This is a genomic window from Geomonas limicola, assembly GCF_014193675.1.
GTDB lineage: Bacteria > Desulfobacterota > Desulfuromonadia > Geobacterales > Geobacteraceae > Geomonas > Geomonas limicola.
The window spans coordinates 12686-35324 of sequence record NZ_BLXZ01000002.1 but is presented as its reverse complement, the minus strand read 5'-3'; the positions used below and the strand labels follow the sequence as shown (position 1 = coordinate 35324).

At 66.8% G+C, this 22639-nt stretch carries 10 protein-coding genes and 1 riboswitch; of the genes, 4 read left to right on the top strand and 6 right to left on the bottom strand.

Features of this window, described 5'->3' with window-relative positions:
- Positions 1-419: 419 nt before the first annotated feature.
- Positions 420-6329 carry a DUF7933 domain-containing protein gene (locus H7688_RS03980; RefSeq protein WP_183359769.1) on the top strand — a complete coding sequence of 1970 codons (5910 nt, stop codon included), beginning with the start codon at positions 420-422 and terminating at the stop codon, positions 6327-6329.
- A 441-nt stretch (positions 6330-6770) separates the two neighbouring features.
- Here H7688_RS03980 and H7688_RS03975 read toward each other — a convergent pair whose 3' ends face one another.
- The 6 genes from H7688_RS03975 to H7688_RS03950 form a co-directional block, all read right to left on the bottom strand.
- Positions 6771-12845, bottom strand: coding sequence for an OmpA family protein (locus H7688_RS03975; protein WP_183359768.1), 6075 nt, complete (start codon positions 12843-12845; stop codon positions 6771-6773).
- A gap of 17 nt (positions 12846-12862) precedes the next feature.
- Positions 12863-14098 (bottom strand): hypothetical protein, encoded by a 1236-nt coding sequence (locus H7688_RS03970; protein ID WP_183359767.1) that lies wholly within the window; start codon positions 14096-14098, stop codon positions 12863-12865.
- Between the two features lie 188 nt (positions 14099-14286).
- Positions 14287-15609 carry a DUF11 domain-containing protein gene (locus H7688_RS03965; protein ID WP_183359766.1) on the bottom strand — a complete coding sequence of 441 codons (1323 nt, stop codon included), beginning with the start codon at positions 15607-15609 and terminating at the stop codon, positions 14287-14289.
- A 134-nt stretch (positions 15610-15743) separates the two neighbouring features.
- The gene (locus H7688_RS03960; protein ID WP_183359765.1) at positions 15744-16238 is read right to left on the bottom strand and encodes a DUF11 domain-containing protein; all 495 of its coding nucleotides are present in this window, start codon (positions 16236-16238) and stop codon (positions 15744-15746) included.
- 74 nt (positions 16239-16312) lie between these two features.
- Positions 16313-17701 carry a hypothetical protein gene (locus H7688_RS03955; protein WP_183359764.1) on the bottom strand — a complete coding sequence of 463 codons (1389 nt, stop codon included), beginning with the start codon at positions 17699-17701 and terminating at the stop codon, positions 16313-16315.
- A 157-nt stretch (positions 17702-17858) separates the two neighbouring features.
- Positions 17859-17947: riboswitch (cyclic di-GMP riboswitch) on the bottom strand.
- 585 nt (positions 17948-18532) lie between these two features.
- A complete protein-coding gene (locus H7688_RS03950; protein WP_183359763.1) occupies positions 18533-19351 on the bottom strand; it encodes a hypothetical protein in 819 nt (272 codons plus the stop codon).
- Between the two features lie 417 nt (positions 19352-19768).
- Here H7688_RS03950 and H7688_RS03945 point away from each other — a divergent pair, with 417 nt between their 5' ends.
- From H7688_RS03945 to H7688_RS03935, 3 genes are read left to right on the top strand one after another with little or no spacing between them, the layout of a single operon-like run.
- Entirely contained in the window at positions 19769-21115 is a 1347-nt protein-coding gene (locus H7688_RS03945) for a UbiD family decarboxylase (protein WP_183359762.1), read from the top strand.
- A 43-nt stretch (positions 21116-21158) separates the two neighbouring features.
- On the top strand, positions 21159-22025 hold the full coding sequence (locus H7688_RS03940; RefSeq protein ID WP_183359761.1) for a 4-hydroxybenzoate octaprenyltransferase: 867 nt from the start codon (positions 21159-21161) through the stop codon (positions 22023-22025).
- Positions 22022-22624: a UbiX family flavin prenyltransferase gene (locus tag H7688_RS03935; protein WP_183359760.1), complete on the top strand. Its 603-nt coding sequence runs from the start codon at positions 22022-22024 to the stop codon at positions 22622-22624. Before H7688_RS03940 ends, H7688_RS03935 begins: the two co-directional genes overlap by 4 nt.
- Positions 22625-22639 lie beyond the last annotated feature (15 nt).

The window sequence follows — 22639 nt, the reverse complement described above, 5'->3', positions numbered from 1 at the left end:
CTCTGTTTTTTCCCTCCCGGGACCTCCGGCAACACGGCAAAGCTGTCACAAGCGTACCTCCATGCGCGCGGTGTTTCTTGGGAAGTGTCACTGCCCGTTTTTCTGAAGTAGGGGACCAAGGGGAACCGACAGCTTCAGTACCTCGTGCCTCGTGTCTTTTATCGGGGGAACTTATCGGAGTCACAGTAATTTTCGATTGTAGCACGGTCAGTTTCCTGATATCTTTACGGCTCCTCATTCCCAGCTCAGGCAGAAGCTGTAGGTTTTGGGCTAACTCCGTAGGTAGTGTCGGAACCACCGCTGATTCATAACGATGGGCTACCTCGTTTTACCTGGTGTGGACCGACATGCACACCTTCAGCAAGCTTCGAAGCTCTATGAGTACTGAAATGTCGTTGGATCCAGCTCCGTTTGCCAAAATGACGCACCGACTCCGCAGCAGGATGCTCTTTGCCTGGCTGCTCACGCTCGCCCTGTGGTTCTCCTTCTCCGCCTCTGCCTACGGCTACATCATCATCAACGCACCGATGACCGACAGTAATGCCGCAGGATGGACTTTGGGCGGCAACCCCACCACGGCGCGCCTCACCGGCACCGGTAATACTGCCGGCGGTGACGACGCAGCCGGCAGCGGCTGGCTGCGCCTGACCAACAGCTCGACCAACCAGACAGGCTACGCCTACAACGCGACGACCTTCGACCTCTCCGCAGGCCTTCTGGTCCAGTTCGACTACGCCACCTGGGGCGGGAGCGGTGCGGACGGTTACTCGGTCTTCCTCTTCGACGCCGGAGTCCCCGCCTTCAACATCGGCGCCTTCGGCGGCTCTCTCGGCTACGCCCAGAAGCTCCCCCCGACGGTGAACCCTGCGGTGCCGGGAATAAGCGGCGGCTACATCGGCGTCGGGGTGGACGAGTTCGGCAACTTCGCCTCGGGTTCCGAAGGGCGCTACCTGGGGCCGGGACAGACCCCCAACACCATGACGGTGCGCGGCTCGGTCTCCGGCTTCGGCGGCGGTGCCACCGGGGCTACCAGCGGAAGCACCTCGTACCCCTGGATCGCGACCTCTCCCAACAACGGATCGCTCTGGTACAACGGCACCACGAGGCCGGACCAGGTCAGCAGCAACTACCGCAAGGTAATCATCTCGATCTCGCCGGCTCCCAATCCGGTGTTGAGCGCCTGGATCCAGTTCGGCTACAACACGACGCCGGTGCAGATGATCAGCAACCAGGCGCTCCCCGCCATCTCGGCTTCACAGCAGCTGCAGGTCGGCTTCGGCGCCAGTACCGGGGCAAGCACCAACTACCACGAGATCAGGAACCTCCTGATCACCACCCAGAACCAGAGCACCTCCATCGACCTCGGGGTCACCAAGACCGCAGTCACTACCGGCACCAGCACCGCGATCACCAGTGCGCTGGTGGGGAGCACCTTCCAGTACCAGCTGAACGTGCGCAACTACGGCCCCAATGCCATCACGGCCACCGGAGTCGGGGTGGTGGACACCATGCCCTCCTACCTCACCCCCGGGAGCTGGACCTGCTCGGTCCTCAGCGGCTCGCCCGCCGGAACCAGCTGCGGCGCCGCCTCGGGGACCGGCAACCTGAACAGCACCGCGAACCTCCCCAGAAACGGCGGGGTACTCTACACCCTGAACGCGACCGTGAACGCGGCACCGCCGGGGGGACAGCTCACCAACACCGCGACGCTCGTGAAGCCCGGTGCCGTCATCGATTACTATCCGAACAACGACAGCGCGAGCTCCACCATTACGGTCTACGCGCCACCGGTGGCCACCAAGACCTTTACGCCGGCCTCGGTACCGCGCGGCAGCACCTCGGTGCTCACGGTCACCCTCACCAACCCGAACAACGTCGCCGCGACCGGGGTCGCCTTTACCGACAGCTACCCGACCAACTTGGTGAATACCGCCACCGCCTCCCGGGCGACCACCTGCGGCGGCACGGTCACCGCGGCCAACAGCGGCACCTCGCTCAAACTGACAGGCGGCACCATCCCGGCCAACGGGAGTTGTACGGTAACCGTCAACACCACGAGCAACACGGCGGGCTCCTACGTCAACTCCACCGGGTCGATCACCACGACCAACATCGGCACCGGCGCCGCCGCGTCCGGCACGCTGGTGGCCATGGCACCGCCCACCATCACCAAGACCTTTACGCCAAGCCAGATCGGGGTGAACGGTACCTCGGTCGCCACCATTACCATCACGAACCCCAACGCGGCTCCCATCACCGGCGCCGCCTTCAGCGATACCTACGTCGCCGGCCTCTTGAACACGGCCAACGCCTCGGAGAGCACCACCTGTACCGGCGGGACGGTCACCGCGGCTGACGGCGGGAACTCGCTGGCGCTCTCCGGCGCCACCATCCCGGCCAACGGCAGTTGTACCGTCACGGTCAACGTCACCTCGGCCGCCGCGGGGAGCTACATCGACCCCTCCGGGACGGTCACTACTGCCAACGCCGGGACCGGGAGCTCTGCCTCGGCCACCCTCACGGTGTTGCAGCCCCCCGCGGTGAGCGCCAGCTATACCCCGACGACCGTGCTCCCCGGCGTGGGGGGGGTCTACCAGGTGACCCTCACCAACCCGAACAGCAGCGCCATCACCGGCGCAACCTTTACGGACACCTACACGGCAGGGCTCGTCAACGCGGCGACTGCCGCGGCGAGTACCACCTGTACCGGCGGTACCGTGGCAGCTGCCGGCGGCGGCAACTCGCTCACGCTTTCCGGGGCAACCATCCCGGCGAACGGCAGCTGCACGGTGACCGTCACCACCACCTCGGCATCGGCCGGCGTCTACGCCAACTCCACCGGACCGGTGGCTACCAGCAACGCCGGGACGGGAACCGCGGCCTCGGCGACCTTGGCCGTCATGGCCCCGCCCACCGCGGCGCTCCTCTTCACTCCGAGCAGCATCGGTATCGGCGGCGTGTCGCAGCTCAAGGTGACCCTCTCGAACCCCAACACGGTCGCCATTACCGGGGCCGCCTTCACGGACAGCTATCCCGCGAACTTGGTGAACACCGCCTCGGCGTCGGCTGCCACCACCTGTGGCAGTACGGTGACCGCCGCCAACAACGGCAGCTCGCTCGCCATCTCCGGGGGGACCATCCCCGCCGGCGGTTCCTGCACCGTTACGGTGAACGTGACGGTCACGGCAACCGGTGCCTTCACCGACAGCACCGGGCCGATCAGCAGCACCAATGCCGGAACCGGCCAGGCGGCGACCGCCTCCCTGAACGGACCGCAACCACCCACGGTGGCGCTCGCCTTCACCCCGGCGAGCATCGTCCTGGGGGGCAGCTCCCAACTGAGCGTGACGCTTACCAACCCGAACGCCGTCGCGGTCACCGGGGTCGCCTTCACCGACAGCTACCCGGCGGGGCTGGTTAACGCGGCGAGCGCCTCGGGGAGCACCACCTGCGGCGGCACGTTGACCGCGGCCAACGGCGGCAACTCCCTCGCCCTGGCCGGCGCCACCATTCCGGCGAACGGCAGCTGCACCGTTACCGTGAACGTCACCCCGACGGCCGCCGGCAACTACACCGATGCCACCGGGACCGTCAGTACCGGCAACGCGGGGAGCGCGGCCGCCGCGAGCGGGACCCTGCTCGTCATGGCGCCTCCCACGGTGACCATGGCCTTTTCGCCTGCCTCGGAGCTGGTGAACAGCACCGCCCAGTTGAGCATCACGCTCAGTAACCCCAACACCAGTACCGCCATCACCGGGGTCTCCTTCACGGACAGCTACCCCGCCGGGCTGGTGAACACGGCGAGTGCCGGCGCGTCGACCAGTTGCACCGGGGGGACCGTGACCGCGACCAACGGCGGCAGCTCGCTCGCCCTCACCGGGGCCAGCATCCCGGCGGGGGGCTCCTGCACCGTAACGGTCAACGTAACCTCCTCGACGGCCGGGAGCTACCTGAACTCCACCGGGGCAGTGGCAACCACGAACGCGGGGAACGCGGCGGCGGCCAGTGCCACCTTGACTACCACGCGGCTTAGCGCCCCTACGGTGACAAAGGCCTTCAGCCCGGCGCAGATCCCGGTCAACTCCACCGCACTGCAAACCATTACCCTCACCAACACGAGCGCCACCACGGTGACCGGGGTCTCCTTCACCGACAGCTACCCCACGGGGCTGGTCAATGCCGCGGCGGCCGGAGCCACGACCAGTTGCCCGGGGGGCACGGCGACGGCGGCCAACGGCGGCAATTCGCTCACCCTCTCCGGCGCCAGCATCCCGGCCAGCAGCAGCTGCACGGTCACCGTCAACGTGACCAGCGCCAGCGCGGGAAGCTACCTCAACACGACCGGGACGCTGGTAAGCGGCAATGCCGAGAACGCCGCGGCTGCGAGTGCCACCCTGGTGGTGCTCAGCGCCCCCAGCGTCACCTTGGGCTTTACCCCGAGCTCCGTGGTGGTTAATACTCCCTCGCTCCTGACGGTGACCCTGACCAACCCGAACGCAACCGCCATCACCGGGGCCGCCTTCACGGACAACTACCCCGCCGGGCTGGTGAACGTGACTCCTGCCGCGGCGAGCACCACCTGCAGCGGCGCCACGCTGACCGCCGCCGACGGCGACGACCTGCTCACCCTCTCCGGTGCCACGATCCCCGCCAACGGCTCCTGCACTGTGACCGTCAAGGTCACCAGCGCCACGGCGGGAAGCTACCTCGACTCTACCGGCACGCTGACGACCTCCAATGCCGGGAGCGCCGCTGCCGCCAGCGCCACCCTGACCACCACGCTGCTCCCCGCCCCGACGGTGCAGAAGAGCTTTACCCCCAACCAGGTGGTGGTGAACGGGACCACGACCCTCAGCATTACGCTGACCAACCCGAGCACCACGGCAATCACCGGAGTGGCTTTCACGGATAGCTTCCCCACCTCCCCGGGGCAGATGGTGGTAGCCACCGGGGCGACCATCAGTAACGGCTGCGGCGGGACCGCGGTGATCGCCGCCAACAGGTTCTCCTTCTCTATTACCGCTGCCAGCATCCCGGCAAGCGGCAGCTGCACCATCTCGGTCGGGGTCTCCGCCCCCAGCATCGGGACCTACACCAACACCACCAGCACGGTTACCAGCGCAAACGCGGTCACCTCGGCGACCGCGAGCGGCGTACTGACCGTGGCCCCCATGACCTCGCCCAGTGCCGTGGTGACCTTCACGCCGAACCAGATCGGGGTGAACGGCAGCTCGGTCCTCAAGGTCACCCTCGCGAACACGAACTCCGTGGCCATTACCGGCGCGGCCTTCACCGACAGCTACCCCGCCGGGCTGTTGAACGCGGCGAGTGCCGGGGCAAGCACCACCTGCAGCGGCGGAACGGTGGTCGCCCCGGACAACGGGAGCTCGCTCGCTCTCTCAGGTGCCAGTATCCCCGCCAACGGGAGCTGCACGGTAACCGTCACGGTGACCGCAGCCACGGCAGGGAGCTACCTGGACAGCACCGGGACCATCACGACCGGCAATGCCGGTACCGGGAGCGCCGCCTCGGCGACCCTGAACGTGCTGCAGGCACCCAGCGCCTCCTTAAGCTTCACCCCCGCGATGATCCTGCTCAGCAACACCGCGCAGCTCGTGGTGACGCTCAGTAACCCGAACAGCATCGCGATAACCGGGGCCGGTTTCAGCGACAGCTACCCCTCGGGTCTGACCAACACGAGCTCCGCTTCCGGCTCCACCACCTGCATAAGCGGCAGCGTCAGCGCGGCAAACGGCGGGAGCTTGCTTGCCCTTTCCGGAGCAACCATCCCCGGCAACGGCAGCTGCACGGTGACTGTTAACGTGACCAGTGCCAGTGCCGGGAGCTACCTGGACAGCACCGGGGTGATCTCGACCGGAAACGCGGGGGCCGGGAGTGCGGCCTCGGCTACGCTCATCGTAACGCCAGCGCCGGTGCTCTGTGTCAGCAAGACGGTGACCCCGAGCGTCGCGGCACCAGGCCAGTTGGTCACCTACAGCGATCTGATCAGCAACCCGAGTTCAGGCTATGCGATCAGCGTGGTGTTGACCGATGTCGTGAGTCCCTACGCCTACTGGAGTCTCAACGCCTACGGCACCGGGGTTCTCTTCCAGTTCAGCGAGGGAACCCCGGCTTCGGGGCTCACCCTCGGGACGCCGGTCTACTCGAAGGATGGCGGGGCCACCTGGAGCTACCTGCCGAGCTCAGGTGCGGGCGGGGCTCCGGCAGGCTACGACGGGCTGGTGACCAACTGGAAGATCCCCATGACCGGGACCATGAACCCAAGCGGTGCCCGGTTCACCATCAACTACAAGGTGCTGCTGCGCTAAGGCGATCTGGCGGCTGCCGTTGCATGACGAAAAAGAGGGCCACCTTCGGATGAAGGTGGCCCTCTTTTGTTAGGTGCTTGCGGGGATCCAGTTATCCCAGGGGCCACGGAGATTTCATAGGATTTTAGTGATTCTAGTGAATTAGGTGAATTAGGTGAATTAGGTGAATCAGGGAAAGCAGGGAAAGCAGGGAAAGCAGGGAAAGCAGGGAAAGCAGGCCAAACGGGTCCCCTCTCCCCTTGCGGGAGAGGGACAGGGTGAGGGGGAAGGTGCCACATCATCGCCGATGGCGGCTTCACTCACCCCCCGGCTGTTCCCCAGGAATTCCGAAAGAGTCTTATGTTAGGGGACCGATCCTGGTCGGACCGATAAGGCAGATAAGGCAGATAAGGTGGCGGCACTTCCCAGCCGCCCGGCCATGCAGCTACCGCGAGCTCCCCGTTACTGGTTAAGCCACTTCACCGCGTCCTTCACCGAGTTCTGGTCGAACTTGAAGCGGAAGCGGAGGTAGGGTCCCTGGGCGGTGTAGTCGGCCTGGGAGAAGTCCTTGTCGGTGAACCCGGTGAAGTTGTAGCCAAGGCTCAGCCAGGCGTTCTCCACCAGGTTGTAGCCAACGGAAAGCCCGGCGCTGCTGGCCAGCTGGCGGGTTCCCCAGCTGTGCAACAGGGTGCCCCGGGCCCCCAGGTCCCACTTGCTGGTGAGGTCGTAGCGACCCTCGAAGCCGATCAGGTCGGTGAAGCCGCTGTAGTCGGCACCGTCGATCTTTTCCAGCACGTACTTGGCGCCGTACTGCAGGGAGGCCTGCAGCTTGCGACCCGGCTTGTAGTTGAGGCTCAGGTTGTTCACGGCGCGGCGGTTGTCCGTGGAACTGCTGGCGCCGCTTTGACGGTCCACCAGGAAGTCCAGGCGGTCCAGGATGATCCAGCGGGTGGCGAGCGGACGGTAGACCAGGCCGAAGCGCAGGTCGCCGTTCAGGGTGCGCTGCCCGGAGCCGGTGGTGTTGAAGAGCTGCAGTCGTGCCGAGGCGCCCCATCCCTCGCGCGGCTCGCCTAGGACGGAGCTCACCACCCCCCACTTGTCCTGGGAGGTCGCGGTGCGCATCTCGACCCGGCCGTTCCAGGTCCAGAGGGTCTCCTTGTAATCGGCCCCCAGGGAGACCGCGGTGAAGTCCTCGGTGCTGCCGGAGACCGGCGGGGTGTTCACGTTGAAGCGGTAGGCGTTTTTCAGGGTCTGGCTGCGGTCCAGGCCGCCGTCCACGCTCCAACGCTCACTGAGCTTCACGGTCTGCTTCAGGCCGAAGAGGGCGAAGACACGGTCGGAGCTCTCGGAGAGGTTACGCTCCAGCGAGCTGTTCAAAGAGCTCCCCTCCCAGGGGGAAAGCTTCACGCCGCCGCGGGTCGAGTTGCTGCGCTGGTTGTTGCCGTCGGTGAACTCCTGCTGGGCGAAGAGGCTCGCCCGGTCGGTGAGCTTGTACTCGGCCCCGAGCGTCGAGCGGGTCGGGTAGCTTGCGCTGTTGTTGCCGGCGATGGACTGGTCGTGGTTCGCCCGCAAGGTGAGCCGCTTGTCCAGGGCCAGGTAGGAGGTCCCCAGGCTCAGCTGGTCCGAGGACTGGGTGCTGCCGTCGCCCAGTCGGTCGCTGGCGTGGCGCAACCCGACGCTGGCGCCCAGGTTCGCCCCCTGGTAGTTCAGCTTCCCTTCGGCAAGTTCCGCAACGGCGCCGGTGGAGAGGTTGTACTGCCGGTTCGCCTGGGCGGCCGCCGAGACGGTGTCGGTGACCTTATAGCCGGCATCGACCCCCAGCTTGCGGGTCCCCACCTCGCTCCCCTGCTGCTGCCCCAGGCCAAAGCCGGTCTCGATCTCGCGGTAGTAGACCCGGGAGTCCAGCTTGCCGGTGCGCTGTGCCAGCTCGGCCAGGTAGGCGTTGGCGCTCGTCGAGGTGCCGAAGTTGGTCTCGGTGTGCGCCACTTCAGCCTTCACGGTGGTTTGCGGGGTGAGCTTCACGGTGCTGTCGAAGCCGATCAGGTCGCCGCGTCCGCTCACCTGTCCCTCGTGGACGAAGCTGACCCCCGCCTTGACCCGGTCGTTCAGGAGCTTCACCCCGGCGCGCCCACCCGCGGTGATCGCCTTGGAGCTCGCGTCGTTGGTCTCGTACTCGGCCACGATGAAGATCGGGTTGAACTGGTCGTCGCGGCTGTAGATCGGCTCCTTGAAGAGCAGCGTGCCGGAGTCGTAGTCGATCGAGTAGTCGGTGAAGCGGGAGAGCTGCCGGCTCGAGATGAGCACCTCGGAGCGGAAGCGGTCGCGCACCTCGAGCCGCACCTTGTCGGAGTTGATCACGATCCCTTTGCGGGAGAGGTGGTAGAGCCCCGAGGTGCCGTCGCCCTGGACCTCGTCCTTCACGTAGGACTGCCCGGTCTGGCTCCCGAAGGCGTTAAGCTCGAAGTTCCTGCCGTTGTATTCGGTCTTCACGCCGTTTAAGCGCCGGCTGTAGCGCGATAGTTCGGTCACGGTGAGGCCCGTGTCGAAGTCGCCGAACAGGGCGTAGAACTGGTCACGCTCGATCTTCAGGTAGAGCTTTCTCGCACTGGCCGCGTCGTACTGCTGCTGGCTCGCGTCGCCGTAGAGGGTGTAGTAGGTGTTCGGGTCGATGGTCTGGAACAGGCCGTTGCCGGTGGCCCCGCGGCTCTTGGCGGAGTCGTAGGCGGCGGTCATCAGCCACTCTCCCTTAACGGTCCCCTTGGCGAAGAAGGCCAGGCGCTCCTCATCGTAGAGCTTGTCGTCGATGCCGGCACCTTTGGCGTTCTCCAGGTGCCCGGCGATGGTGTGGTACCCCACGGTCCCGTCGGCGATCCCCACCAGGATCCAGTCGCGCATGACCGGCTTCAGGTAGGTATCGGCCTCGAGCTTCACCCCGTTGATCCCGAGCACCAGGCGGTACAGGCCGGTCTTGGCGACGGGCTGGAACAGGGCATTTCCCTGCGCGTCGACCCGGACCCTCTCGTACTTGCCGGTCTTCGCCTCGAGCTTCTCCCCCTCGGCGCGGTAGGGCTTCAGGTCACCTTCCAGGATCTCCAGCTCCGCCGCCGCGGGGATCCGGTTCCCGGCGCCGTCCAAAAGTTCCAGCTTCAGGCGCACCGGGGTCTTGCCGTCGGCCACGTTGCCGCGGTTGTCGAGGAGCCGCAAGCCCACCACCTCGCCGGAGCGGGTCAGCTTGGCGCTCTGGGTGAAACGCGGGTTGCCGAAGGGATCCACCCCCTCGATGGTCAGGGTGTGCTCGCCTGCCGCACCGAAATCGACGCCGATGTAGCTGTACATCGCCTTGCCGGTCTGCGGGTCCTTCATGGTGAAGCCGATGCGCTCGGCGGAGATCTCCCTGCCGTCCAGTTTCAGGCGCGGGGCGAGGCTTGCGGGCAGGCAGACCCGGACCCCATTGATCGGGTGGATCAGGACGCTCCCGGCGGCGGGGCTCAGGATCCCTGGTTCCTCCTTGATCTTGGGACCGCTTTCCGCGCCTTCCTTCTCCGGGACCACCTCGGCGGCAGCGGCGCGGGCCGGTGCCGGGGTGGGGGCCGGCTCCGCCTTGGGGGGCGTGAGCGGCTTGGCGAGCGGCAGGTCCTGGGAACCGTGTTCCTTGGCGAGTTCCAGGCGCTCCTTCTTGAACAGGCGCCCCGCCTGGACCCGGATCTCGACCCGGCGGTTCTCGGCGCGCCCTTCTGAACTCTGGTTCGAGGCGACCGGGCGGTTCTCGCCGAAGCCGAAGAGCTCCAGCTTCGCGGGGGGCAGGTGCAGCTTCTGCATCAGGTAGCGTCCCACGCTCGAGGCGCGCCCTAGCGAGAGTGCCTTGTTGTCCCGGAAGATCTCCCGGCTCCTCGGCGCGATCCGCACGTTGTCGGTGTGCCCGGTGACGGTGATCTTGTCGATGTCGAGCACCGACAACAAGAGGGCGAGTTCGTCGAGCCGGGCGCGGTCCTCGTCGCTCAGCTCGGCGCCGAAGGTCGGGAAGTGCGGGTGCAGGACCAGGTCCGGAATTGCCCGGCGCCCCTCCTCGCTCACCCGGCGCAGCAGGTTCTCCGCATCGGGGGTGGTCTGGCTCCCCGCCGCGCTCTCGAAACTGAGCTTGGCGCGGGTCAGGAGGTCGCCGGCCCCGGCGCCTTTCAGCTCGGCGCGCAGCCGGATGAGCTTCACCCACTCCTCGCTCGAGTCCCCGAGCGCGTAGCTCAGTTCATGGCCGTTTGCGGCAGGGTCGTCACCCTTCACCCCGTCCAGCTCGCTCGAACCGGCGAGGTAGCTGGCTCCCGGCGGGAGGGTGAGGGTGAGACGGCGGTTTTTAAGCTTCCCAGCCGGTCCCCAGATGCGCACCAGGTACTCGACGGCAGCGTCCTTGAGGCTCGAGGAGAGGTCGAGGTGCACGCTCCCGAGCGAAGAGTGCGCGGCGCCCTGGGGCCCGGGGTGATCACCGGTCTCGGTGGCGCTGCCGGCACCCTGGACGCCGTCGGCTCCACCGGCTGCCTCGACGGGAGCCAGCGCTGCGGGGGGCTGGTGCTCACCGGCCACGGCACGTTCGTTCTTTTTGGCGACGTGGAAGTCTGCCCGCCACAGGGTCCCCCCCTGCGGTTCCACGAACTGCGAGTAGGCGCGTCCTGCGAAGCGGCTGTTCGCTTCGCAGGGGACCGCCACGTACCCGGCGGGGAGCGAGTCGAGGTCGAGCTGCACCACGTGGGCGGTCGGGGTCACCCCTTCGAAGTGGAACATCCCCTTCTTGTCGGTGTCCACGAAGCTGCCGTCTTCGAGGAAGATGCGTACCCCGGCGAGCCCCTGGTCTACGCTCTTCGCGTCCTCGGAGCAGCTTCCCGCGTAGACCCGGCCGAGGATCAGGCTGCGGCTGGTAAGGAAGTCGGAGCGGACCTCGACCTGGGCCACCGCGGTGTTGGAGCTCACCCCGGCGCTCACCGCTACCGCGGTGTTGTCGGCGGTCCCCAGCTTGGCGCCGGCGGAGACCTCCACCACATAACTGAGGCTCGCGGTGGCTTTGGGGGCCAGGTCGCCCACCGCGAACACGAGGGTGCGTCCGTCGACGGAAAGGGTCGGGTCGGCGAGCGCGAGCCCGTTCAGTTTCGAGGACCCCTTGCGGTAGCGGAAGCCCAGCGGCAGGTGGTCGGTCACCAGGATGGTGTTCGCCGCCAGGGTCTGGTCGTTGTTCTGGATGTTGATCTGGTAGGGGAGGAAGTCCCCCGCCGAGACCTGAGACTTGGTGGCCGCCTTCTGCAGCCAGAGCTTCCCGGAGACCGGGTCGGCCGGGATGTCGATCCTCAGGGCCGGCCCCGGGTTCACCGTGAAGGTCTCGCCGCGCGAGCCGGTGGTGATCAGGAACGGGCCTCCGGAGAGCTGGACCAGCGCTGCGTCGCTTGCCGCCGAGGGGACGCTGTAACCGGCGGGCGGGGTGACCCGCAGCTGGTAGGTACCCGGCTCGATGAAGGGGAAGCGGAAGCCGCCCGGCGGGAAGGCGTAGGCCCGGCCGGTGGAGTCCTTGGGGATCGAGCCGGTGACCACGGTGGAGGGGAAGCTGCTCACCCCGTTGTCGCCGAAGACGCTGGCGGCCCGGTTGTGAGCGACGTCCCACAGGGTTACGGTCGCTCCGTCGATGGGGGCGCCGGTGGAGCTGTTGAAGACGATACCCAAGGGGTCGACGATGACCGAGGTGGTGGAGGAGTCGGAGCTGTCCACCTGGTCCACGTAGCGCGCGGTGAGCGGGTTCCCTTGGGTGACCGGGATGCTGCCGTTGTAGGAGCCGGTGGAGCTTAGGCCGCTGCCGTCCCGGGAGGGGATATACCCCACGAAGACCCCGGTGTCCGGGCCGGTCTCGGTGAGCCGGAGCACCTCGGTCTCGCCGGTCGCCGTGTTGACGATGGTAGTGGTGATGGTCTCGCGGACGCTGTGGTCCAGGTTCTGGTCCAGGTCGGTGACCCGGATGAAGACCGGCTCGCCGGCGTGGTAGGCGGTGGCGGTCATGAGCGGCAGCGGGCTCGCCAGCGACAGGGGCTGGCTGGCACCCAGCGGGGTCGGTGCCGGGAGTGCCGCAAACGGCGCGAAAGTCGAGCTCCCGGTGCGGTAGGAGGTGGTGTCGACGTTCACCAGCGCCGCCCCCGGGATCAGGCTCCCATCGGCAAGCGGCGCTGCGTATTTGAGGAACTCGATGCTGGAGCTGGTGCGCAGGACCACGGAGACCGTGACCGAGCTGGTGGCCTGGGTGACCCCTTCCACCTCGAGGTTCGCCCGGTTCACGATCAGGTCGCCCTGCAGCGCGGCCCCCGCCTGGGGAGCCGCTGCGCAGCAGAGGACGAGCGCCAGCATGAGGAGCAGGATGAAGCGTCCCGCCGCGGACGCAGCTCTCCCTACACGGCGCACGGGGGCCGTGGCACTCGGCGCGTTAGCTACGCGCACCGGGCGCCCCTCGGGCTCCCCGGCGTGGAAGCCGGGGACCCTTCGGGAGAGCTGCTGAAACGTGGCGTTGGTCATCTACGCGAGTGGCCTGGCTACTTGATGGTGACCTGGTAGGCGATGGTCACGCTCTTGTTGGCCGGGATCGTCCCCGTTGCCGTGTTGCTGGCACCGGTACCGACGTTGACCACCAGGTTCGGGTTGCTCGCCGGGACCCAGCTCGCCTGGTTGGCGCCCACCGCCGCGGCGGAGATGCTCACGCCGGTGTTGGTCGGGTCGATGTAGAAGACCTCGTTGCCGCCGTAGGGGCCCGGGGCCGTGACCAGGTTCACGTAGGCGGTCGGGATCAGGTCGGAGATGGCGCTCGAGTTGAGGTCGGTCGAGCCGGTGTTGCTCGCGACGATCAGGTACTCGAGGACGTCACCCGGTTTCCCGGTCACGCCGGCCGTGTAGTAGTTGCTGGTCCTCGTGTTGATGGTGGCGCTGTAGACCCCGGTTCCCGCCACGCCGGTGGTGACGTTGCGCACGTACTTCACGAGCGAGACGTTGGGGGAGGGGGTGGTCCAGGTGTTCGGGGTGGCGGTAGTGACCACCTTGTCGCCGGCACCCGACGTGCTCACGGTGGCGGAGACCATCACGGTGATGTTGGTTCCCGGGGCGAGTACGGTACCCGGCAACACGTTCACCGGGACGCTCTTCTGCTCGGCGACCAGGACGCCGGCCTGCGGCACGTCGGCCGCCGGAAGCGGGGTGCTCCAGCTGATGGTGAAGGTGCCGTTGCCGTTGTCGGTGGTGCCGGTCACCTGGCGGGTGTAGCTAGTCCCGTTCACCGTGAAGATGATGGTGGAGGAGCTGCCGATGCCGTTCACCGCGCTGCCGCTTCCCGAGGCGATGCCGGCGGGGACGGTGACGAAGGTGGTGCCGCTGGTGCCGGTGGTGACGGTGGCGCCGACCGTGACGCTGGGGGTCGGTGCGTTCACCGAGGCGGGGCTTGCGGCGGCGACGTTGGAGGTGGCTCCCACGGTCGGAGTGACCGTGTAGCTCGCCGGGCCGTTGGCGGTGGCGGTGATGGTCACCGAGGTGCCGATGGCCGGGGAGTTCGGGCCGGTGTAGGCGGCGTTACCGTAGGTGATGCTGACGTTGGGGGTCGAGGGGACCAGTGCGACGGAGACCACGACGGTCGCCGCGGCGGAGCCCCCCGCGTAGGTAAGCTTCGCGGAGTTGACGATCTGGGTGTTGGCTGCCGTGTTGGCGAAGGCGCGCCCCGAGGGGGTGGCCAGGCCAAGGGCCGCCAGGCAAAGCAGGGTTAACCCTGCTCTCAGCGGTTTCATAAGCTCTCCTTTGGTACTGCAATGCAATAAATAAATAAAAGGTCCTGCGGTCCTGCGGGTGGTGCGGTGCTGCGTACTTTTTCAGCGTGGGCCCCGGGCACGGCAGCGTGCACAGAAGGCCGAGATCGCCGGGTGCCTCCCACCGGCGCAGCGGGTACCGGCGGGAGGCGTCTCGGGCGATCCGGGTACTAGTTGATCTTCACCTGGTACTTGATGGTGTAGGTCTTGGCGGCTGCCACCGTCCCCCCCTGGGCGTTGGTCGAGCCGCTCCCGAGGTAGAAGGTGATCGGGGTGCCCGCCACGATGGCGTTAGCCTGGGTCCCGCCGTAGCCGACCACGGTGCTCTGGGACTCGCTGTCGCCCGGGGCCAGGGTGATGTCGACCGTGTTGGTGCCGTCGCTTATGGTGGCGAACTTCTCGGTGGCGCTGCCGGTACCGCCGCCGGAGCCGTAGGCGCCGGTGCCGGAAACCAGGGTGGTGTAGGCGGGGACCGCGTCGGCGATGGAGACCTTGCCGGCGTTACCCGAAGAGGCGTTGCGCACGGTCACGGTGTACTCCAGCACGTCGCCCGGCTTGCCGCCGGTTGCCCCCAGGGTGGTCACGTTGCTGACGGTCTTCTCGATGCTGACCGAGACGAAGAAGAAGGTCGCCACGTCGGTGACGGCGCCGGTCGCATTGCCGCCGGCCTTGGTGTCGGTCGAGATGCTGACCGTGTCCACGCCGTTGTTGGTGTTGGAGGAGACCACGGCGGTGTCGGCAAGCTGCAGGTACTTGCGCTCGCCCACGATGGTGCCGGCCAGGGAGCCCGAGAGGTTCGGGGCGGTCTTGGAGCCGTTGGGGTCGGCGGCGATGGTGATGGTTCCCAGCACCTCTGCCGTCGCGCTGCCGGTGCTCGTGGAGATCCCGGTCTGGGTGTAGCCCGCCTGGGTACCGGTGCTGGTGGCGGTCACCTTGTAGGAGATGTCGTTGATCACCACGATGCTCCCCGGGACGATGCCGTTCAAGGAGCCGGCAGGGATGTTGATCACCTGGCTGCCGCCTGCGGCGGCCTGCACCGAGACGATGGAGGTGGCGCCCAGGGCGAGGTCCGCGCCGGAGGTGTAGCTCGTGGAGCTGCCGCCGGTCACGTCGGTTAGGATGGAGCCGGTGATGCTGGTCGGGGTGACCAGGAACTGGGTCGAGCTCCCCCAGGTCGCCTTGTAGGTGTCCTGGCCGTTCGCGTTGGCGGTCAGTGCGATGAGCGAGGTGGTGGTGGAGCCGGAGTCGGCGTTGGGGAACTGGTTCACCACGGCGACGGTGAGCGGTGCGGGCTTCAGGGCCACCAGGACGCTGGTGGAGGTTGCTGCCTGGTGCACGTTGGTCCCGGTGGCGTCGTAGTAGGTTACGGTGACCACGTTGAGGATCTTGGCGTTGGCCGCGGATCCCGGGGTGCCTGCCGCGCTGGCCGATCCCGGCGCCAGTGCTACGAGCGCCAGTGCGCCGGCGGCACACAGGTTGAGGATTCTTTTCACGGTTGTCTCCTTTTTAGAACGTAAGTGCCAAAGGTACATTGCAAAGTGCTGCGGGTATTGCCTTTACCACGTCGCTGCCTGACTAGTCCCGCCAGCCGGTGCTGCCCCGGTCCGGCGGGAGTACTGCGTGACGGTTACTTCACTTTGACGCGGAACTTCAGGTTGCCGCTGGAGCCGGCGGGGATCTCCTTGATGATCCAGCGGATGTTGGTGTAGTCGGAACTGGTGGCCTGGTGACGCTCGATCTTGCCGCTGGGGAGCTTCACCTCATAGCTCAGAAGGGTGGCCTTGTTGTAGCTCTTGCCGTGGTCGATGGAGAACTCAGGCTCCGGGGTCCCGCTGACGTGAGCATCGGCCAGGTAGACGGTCCCCTTGGGGATCGGGTCCTCGATCACCGCGTTGGTAGCGGTCTCGTCCCCCTTGTTGGCGTAGTGCACCGTGTAGACGATCACCTCGTTGGGGGAGATCTTGGTGGCCGGGACCAGCTTCACGCTCTTTTTCCCCTGGTTCACCACGGTCACTTCCTTCTCCGCAGCCACGCTGATGGTGACCTGCGGTTTGGCGAAGGCGGCCACGGGAACCAGGAGCGCTGCCAATAAGAGGGTGCTGCCGAGTACAGTCTTCTTCATGTCCATCTCCTTTTTTGGGGGGGCGAGCTGCCCCCGGTCGTGCTGTGGGGCGGGACGTGCGCCCCCGCGTGGTGCTAGTCGACCTTCACCTGGTAGATCAGGTAGGCGACCTGGCCGGTGGTCAGGGTGCCGCCGGCCGAGGTGCTGGCGCCGGTCCCCAGGTAGAAGGTCATGGTGCTCCCGGCGCTGGTGCCGGTGGCCAAGCCGAAGGCGACGTTGGCGGCGCCCCCGGTATTGTCGCGCTTCAGGTCCGTCTCGGTTGCGCCGAAACGGGCGTGGGCGAAGATCTGCCCTGCGGTGGAGCCGCCGTAGGTGGTGCCCGAGACCAGGGTGGAGTAGGTGGGGGTCACGTCGGTGGCGTAGACCGCGGTGGAACTGCCGGTCCCCGCGTCGGTGAGGACCGCCAGGTACTCGAGGACGTCGCCGGGCTTCGCCGAGACGCCCGAGGTGTAGAAGGTGTTGGTGGCGCCGTTAAGAGAGACCGGCGGGGTGAAGGCGCCGGAACCGGCGACCGCGCTGGTCGCGTTACGCACGTACTTCACGATGCTGATCTTGCCGGCATGGGCGTTGGTGGTCACGGTACCGGTGCCGGTCAACCCTCCCATGGTGGCGCTCAGCGTGGTCACCCAGCTCGCCGCGTTCTGCGCGGTGGCGAGGGGTATCTGACCCTGGGTCACCGTCACGGTGACGTCCTTCGCCTCGACGATCTGCGAGCCGTACACGGGGGTGAAGGTGATGGAGGCACCGGAGCTGTTGGTAAGGGTGAGGCTCGCGGGTGCGGCGCTCGTGCCGGTGCCGACGGCGGGGTCGCTGACCGTGCTCACCGTGAAGGGGCCGTAGAAGACCTGGTTCGCGTCGCTTACGTAGACGACGTCGTTCAGCACGAGGCCGTTGATGACGCCGTCGCCGGTGGCCCCGCCGGTGGTGGCGCTGGCGGTCGGCACGCCGCCGTCGTTGGGGACGGCGAAGGTGATGGTGGCGCCGGCCGCGACGGTCTGGGCGCTCCCCTTCTTGCTCTCGCTGGGGTCGATGACCGTGGCGCCCAGGAAGATGTTGCCCGGTACCGTGGGAGCCGTCCCTGCCGCGAGGTTGGTGAAGCTGCCGTCGGCGCTTGCGAAGCTGATGGCGCCGGGGCCGTTGGAGTTGCTGCGCACCCGGACCGTGTAGGCCTGGGTGGCGCCGGTGCCGTCGGTGCTTCCCGGGGACGGGGTGAAGCTGAGCACGGTCGGGGCGGCGGCCACCGTGGTGACGGTGATGTCCACGGTGGAACTTACCGCGCTCTGGGCGTTACCTTTGGCGTCGGCGTAGTTGACGGTGATGGTGTTGCGGACGATGGTGTTGCCGGCGCTGCCGGGGAGCGCCGCTTGGGCTGCCTGCGGGGCGGCTGCGAGGGCCACCAGTGCCGCAAGGCACAACGGGGTGCCTCGGATGATCCTGCCGAGGCTGGGTCTGGTGTGGTGCATCGGGTCTCCTCCTTGTGGGGTGCCAAAATGGCCATAACAGTGTGACGGTTGCAACGGTGCTGGTGTGGCTGCCGGGCACGAAAAACGCCCGGGCAAGACGGAGTCCGGGCGTGTGCATAGGGCTCCAGTGGAACCCTTTTCGGGCCTGACTCCTCTCTTCGGTAACCCGGCTATCCCCCGCCCGTGAGAGGGGGTGGACCCGTGGCTTTGCGTCACCGGATCGCTCCGGTTTTGCCTTTATCGGAGTTAGACGTTATGTGGGATCCTGAGTTCTGCTCGCCTCCTTGGGAAACGGTTCTCGGGTTGGGGGTAAAAACTTACAATTTCAAGCATTTGAAGGTTTTCGGGCCCAAATTATTTTTCACCCATGAGCTGCATGGCGGCGCCTTTTAATGAAAGGAGCATCCTCTGGAGCCTGGAGTGACAATTTACGGCACTTCTTGGTACCAAATGCGGCCATTTCGCCAATGAGAGGCTAAGCGAAAGGCCCTGTCTGGCGATCCGATCAACCGATCAAGCGAGCCGGATTTTTCCAATGAAAGGGGTGGCTTCGCTCGATTTGCTCCCCCATCGGCACCCGCAGACGCCAGACTTCGCGGTTTCCGCGAATTCGCGGCAGGTACCAAAATCCAATGAGAGGTGAAAAGTGCAGGAATTGTTCCGTGTTTCCGGGGCTGGCAGGCGGCGCGACGGCCTTTTGGAAGCGGTGTTGCGGGGGGAGGACGGCGGGAAATGGCAGGTGTTGGCGCTGGCGAGGGAAACTGGCCGGCAGGGAGTGAGGCGAGGGGGCGCTAACCCGGGGAGGTGCCGCAGGTTAGCGCCCGGGAAGCATCAGTAGGCGTTCAACAGTACCTTGAGCCCGCTCAGCTCGCCTTGGCTGAGGGTCACCCCCTGGTGTCCGGGAAGGTCGCTGCCGAACTGGGAAGTGAGCTTACCACCCTTGAGCGCCAGGTCAGAAGCACCCTGGGTCGTGGAGTCGTAGCTCCCCAGGGCGTGGCAGGCGGCGCACTTGGCGTCGTAGCTGGGAGCTGCCGCACTCGCCGCTGCCGGGGCCGGCAGCACCGCGCCGGCGGTCTCGTTGACGAAGTCGAAGCTGGCGGCGATGGTGTAGGTCGCCTTGGGGGTCGCACTGTCGGAGCCGTCTTCGACCACGGCGCTGAAGGACCCGGTGACCCGGTCGCCAGGGTTCGCGCCGAAGGAGCTGAAGCTGATGCTGCCGCCAACGGTCCTCAACAGGGTAGACTGGTGGCCGTTGAAGAAGTAGACCGTGCCGGGGAAGGCCGGAGTCCCGGAGCCGCCGCTTCCCAGCGAGTAGCTGCCGTGTGCCGCGACCCCCGCCGGAATGTCGATGCGGGAGACGGTCTTGAAGTCGGGGTCGCTCATGCTGGTGGCGAGCGCGCTGCGCAGGACCACGCCGAGGGTCGAGGTGCTGGCGGCCAGGTAGTTGGGATTCGTCATGCCGTAGTTGTCCGTGGTCACGCTATAGGAGTTGCCGGTAAAGGGGGTGACGCTGGGGACCACGCCGTTTACCGCGCCGGGGGTGCCGCCACCGCCGCCGCAGCCGGCGATGAGCAGGGATACGAGCAGTACTGCTGCTCCTGCGCTGATCCCGAGTCGGCCCTGGGTGTGCTGTTGCTGGTTGGTTTTCATTGGTGACCCCCCTTGAGGTTCGATAGCCTTTCCATTACACGCAAGGTGCCATAAAAAGTGTCGGGCCAATGAAGCTTGCAAGTCACCGGTTTTAAAGCGAAAAACGACGTTGCCAAGCGGTATTTTGAATACGCCTTTCAGAGGGTTAATGTTCAGCCCCTGCACATGAGCTGTGCTTTGTGTGGTACCTGCACCCCGCCGTGGGGTCCGCCCATAGCACGTAATGTTGGCTAACTTTAAGTTTCTTGGGCGCTGGGAATTTCTCGTGCGCCAGGGGGGCCTGCCAGTCGGTCCAGTCCGCCTCGCAGCGCCCCCCGGCGCCAGTGGCGGGCCGGCGGGGCGCGCACCCAGAAAAACGTTGTCTTCACCTGACGGAAGTGATAGAAATGCCCAGTTAAGGATCTTTCCGGGGTGCCCATGCCGTATCGGGATGTACACGCGTTTCTGGCCAGTTTGGAGGGCCTCGGGGAGTTGCACCGGGTGGAAGTGGAGGTCGATCCGGAGCTGGAGGTGGCGGAGATCGCCGACCGGCAGAGCAAGGAGCCCGGCGGCGGCAAGGCGCTCTGGTTCAGCCGGGTCAAGGGGAGCCGGTTTCCCCTGGTGACCAACCTGTTCGGTGCCCCGGCACGCCTGGCCGCGGCGCTCGGTGTGGACCACCTGGACCAGTTGAGCGCGCGCATGGAGCGGCTCCTGGATCACCCCGGCGAGGCCCTGGCGCCGTGCCTCGTGCACCAGGCCCCCTGCCAGGAGGTGCTGCAAGAACCGCCCGACCTGTTCTCTTTCCCCTTTCTCAAGAGCTGGCCCGAAGATGGCGGGCGCTTCATCACGCTCCCCCTGGTGGTGACCCGGGACCCCGAGACCGGGGCCGACAACCTCGGCATGTACCGGGTCCGGCTCTTCGACCCCTGCCGCGCCGGCATCCGCTGGAAGCCGGGGAGCGGCGGGCATGGCCACTACCAGAAGTACCAGGCTGCCGGGCGGCCGATGCCGGTGGCGATTGCGGTCGGCGGCGACCCGGTGCTCACCCTGGCGGCTGCGCTTCCGCTGCCGCAGGGGCTGGACGAGCTCTCCCTGGCAGGATATCTCAGGGGGGAGGCGGTGCCGCTGGTGCGCTGCAAGAGCTCCGATCTGCTGGTTCCGGCCGACGCCGAACTGGTGATCGAAGGGGTGATCGAACCGGGGGAGCTGCTCAGCGAGGGGCCCTTCGGCAACCATACCGGGAGCTACCACCCCGGTGCCGAGGTTCCGGTCCTGAGGGTGACCTGCGTCACGCACCGCGCGCAGCCGGTCTGCCTGGCAACCGTGGTGGGAAAGCCCCCCATGGAGGACTGCTGGCTCGCAGTCGCCGCGCAGCGGCTTTTGCTGCCGCTGAGCCGGCGCCTCTGTCCGGAGATCGTGGACGTAAGGCAGCCCCTGGAGGGGATCTTCCACGGCTGCACGGTGGTCTCCATAAAAAAGCGTGCGGCAGGGCAGGGGCGCCGGGTGCTCGAGCGACTGCACGAGACGGGCTGGCTCAAGGCGAGCCGGCTGTTGGTGGTGGTCGACGCCGAAGCGGCCCCGCTCTCTCTCTCCTACGGGCTCTGGCGGGCGCTCAACGAGGTGCGGCTCTCCCGGGACCTCCTGGTGGACGGGGAGTTTCTCGGAGTCGACGCCACGGTGAAGTGGCCCGGCGAGGGGGGCGAGGAGCAGCTGCGGCTGGAAAAGGACGCCGCGGTCGAGGCGCTGGTGACGCGCCGCTGGAAGGAATACGGCTTTTGCGACTAAGCCGCCAAGAAAGGTAGCCATGAGCTGTCAGGCAGGAGCAGAGATGACACTGTACGCCAGGATCCGCATCTTCCTGGAGATGATAAAGTTTTCCCACACCATTTTCGCGCTCCCCTTCGCCTTCACCGGCGCACTTTTGGCGGCGCGTGGCCTCCCCAGTCCCGCCCAGGCGGGGTGGATCCTTCTGGCCATGGTGGGGGCACGCACCGCGGCCATGGGGCTCAACCGGGTGATCGACGCCGAGATCGACGCCAGGAACCCGCGCACCGCAACCCGCGCCATCCCCGCGGGACTCTTGAGCCGTGCCGCGGTCTGGGTCTTCATCGTGCTCTCCGTGGCGCTCATGCTGCTTGCCGCCGGGATGCTGAACCCCCTGTGCCTCTACCTCTCCCCGGTGGCCCTCGCCTTCCTGCTGCTCTACTCCTACTGCAAGCGGTTCACGGCGCTCGCCCACGTGGTGCTCGGCATCTGTCTCGCCGGCGCGCCCCTCGGGGCCTGGATCGCCATCCGGGGCGCCGTGGAACTTCCGGCGCTGCTTTTGGGACTCGGGGTTCTCTTCTGGGTCGCCGGCTTCGACATCCTCTACGCCCTGCAGGACCTCGACTTCGACCGGGCGGCGGGGCTGCACTCGATCCCCGCGGCGCTCGGGGTTACCGGTTCGCTCTGGACCGCGCGGCTTTTCCACCTGACGGCGCTCGGTTTCCTGGGAGCACTCTACCTGGTGCTGGGCCTGGGGCCCTGGTTCCTGGCGGGGCTTGCGGCGGCCTGCGCGATGCTCCTCTACGAGCACTGGCTGTTGCGCAGCGGTGACCTGGGGAAACTCGACGCGGCGTTTTTCAACATGAACGGGTACATCAGCGTGACCATCTTCCTGGCGACCCTGCTCGATACCCTGAAGGTGGCGGCGTGAGCACCCGGCACCTGGCACTCGGCATCACCGGGGCCTCCGGTTCGATCTACGGGCTCACGCTCTGCCGGGAGCTCTTGCGCTCCGGGGCGCGGGTGAGCCTGGTGATCACTTCCGCCGGGTTTGCCGTGCTGAAAACCGAGTGCGGGCTGGACTGGCAGGGGTGTGACGACCTCGAGGGCGAGCTCTGCCGCTACCTCCAGGCGGACCCGGAGCGGCTCAGCTACTATGCCGAAAACGACTTCTGCGCCCCGATCGCCAGCGGCTCGTCGGCGCCGGACCAGATGATCGTGGCCCCCTGCTCGATGGGGACCCTGGCGCGCATCGCCCAGGGGGTCTCGGGGAACCTTTTGGAGCGCACCGCGGACGTGATGCTCAAGGAGGGGCGACCGCTGATTTTGGTCCCCCGGGAGACCCCCTTGAACGCGATTCACCTGGAGAACATGCTGAAGCTGGCGCGCCTGGGGGTGCGGCTCGTGCCGGCGATGCCGGCGTTCTACCAGGGGCCCAAGACCCTGGAGGACCTGGTCGACTTCGTGGTCGGCAAGGTGCTCGACGCGGCAGGCGTGGAACACGCGCTCTTCCGGCGCTGGGGCAACTAATTTTTCATCGGACCG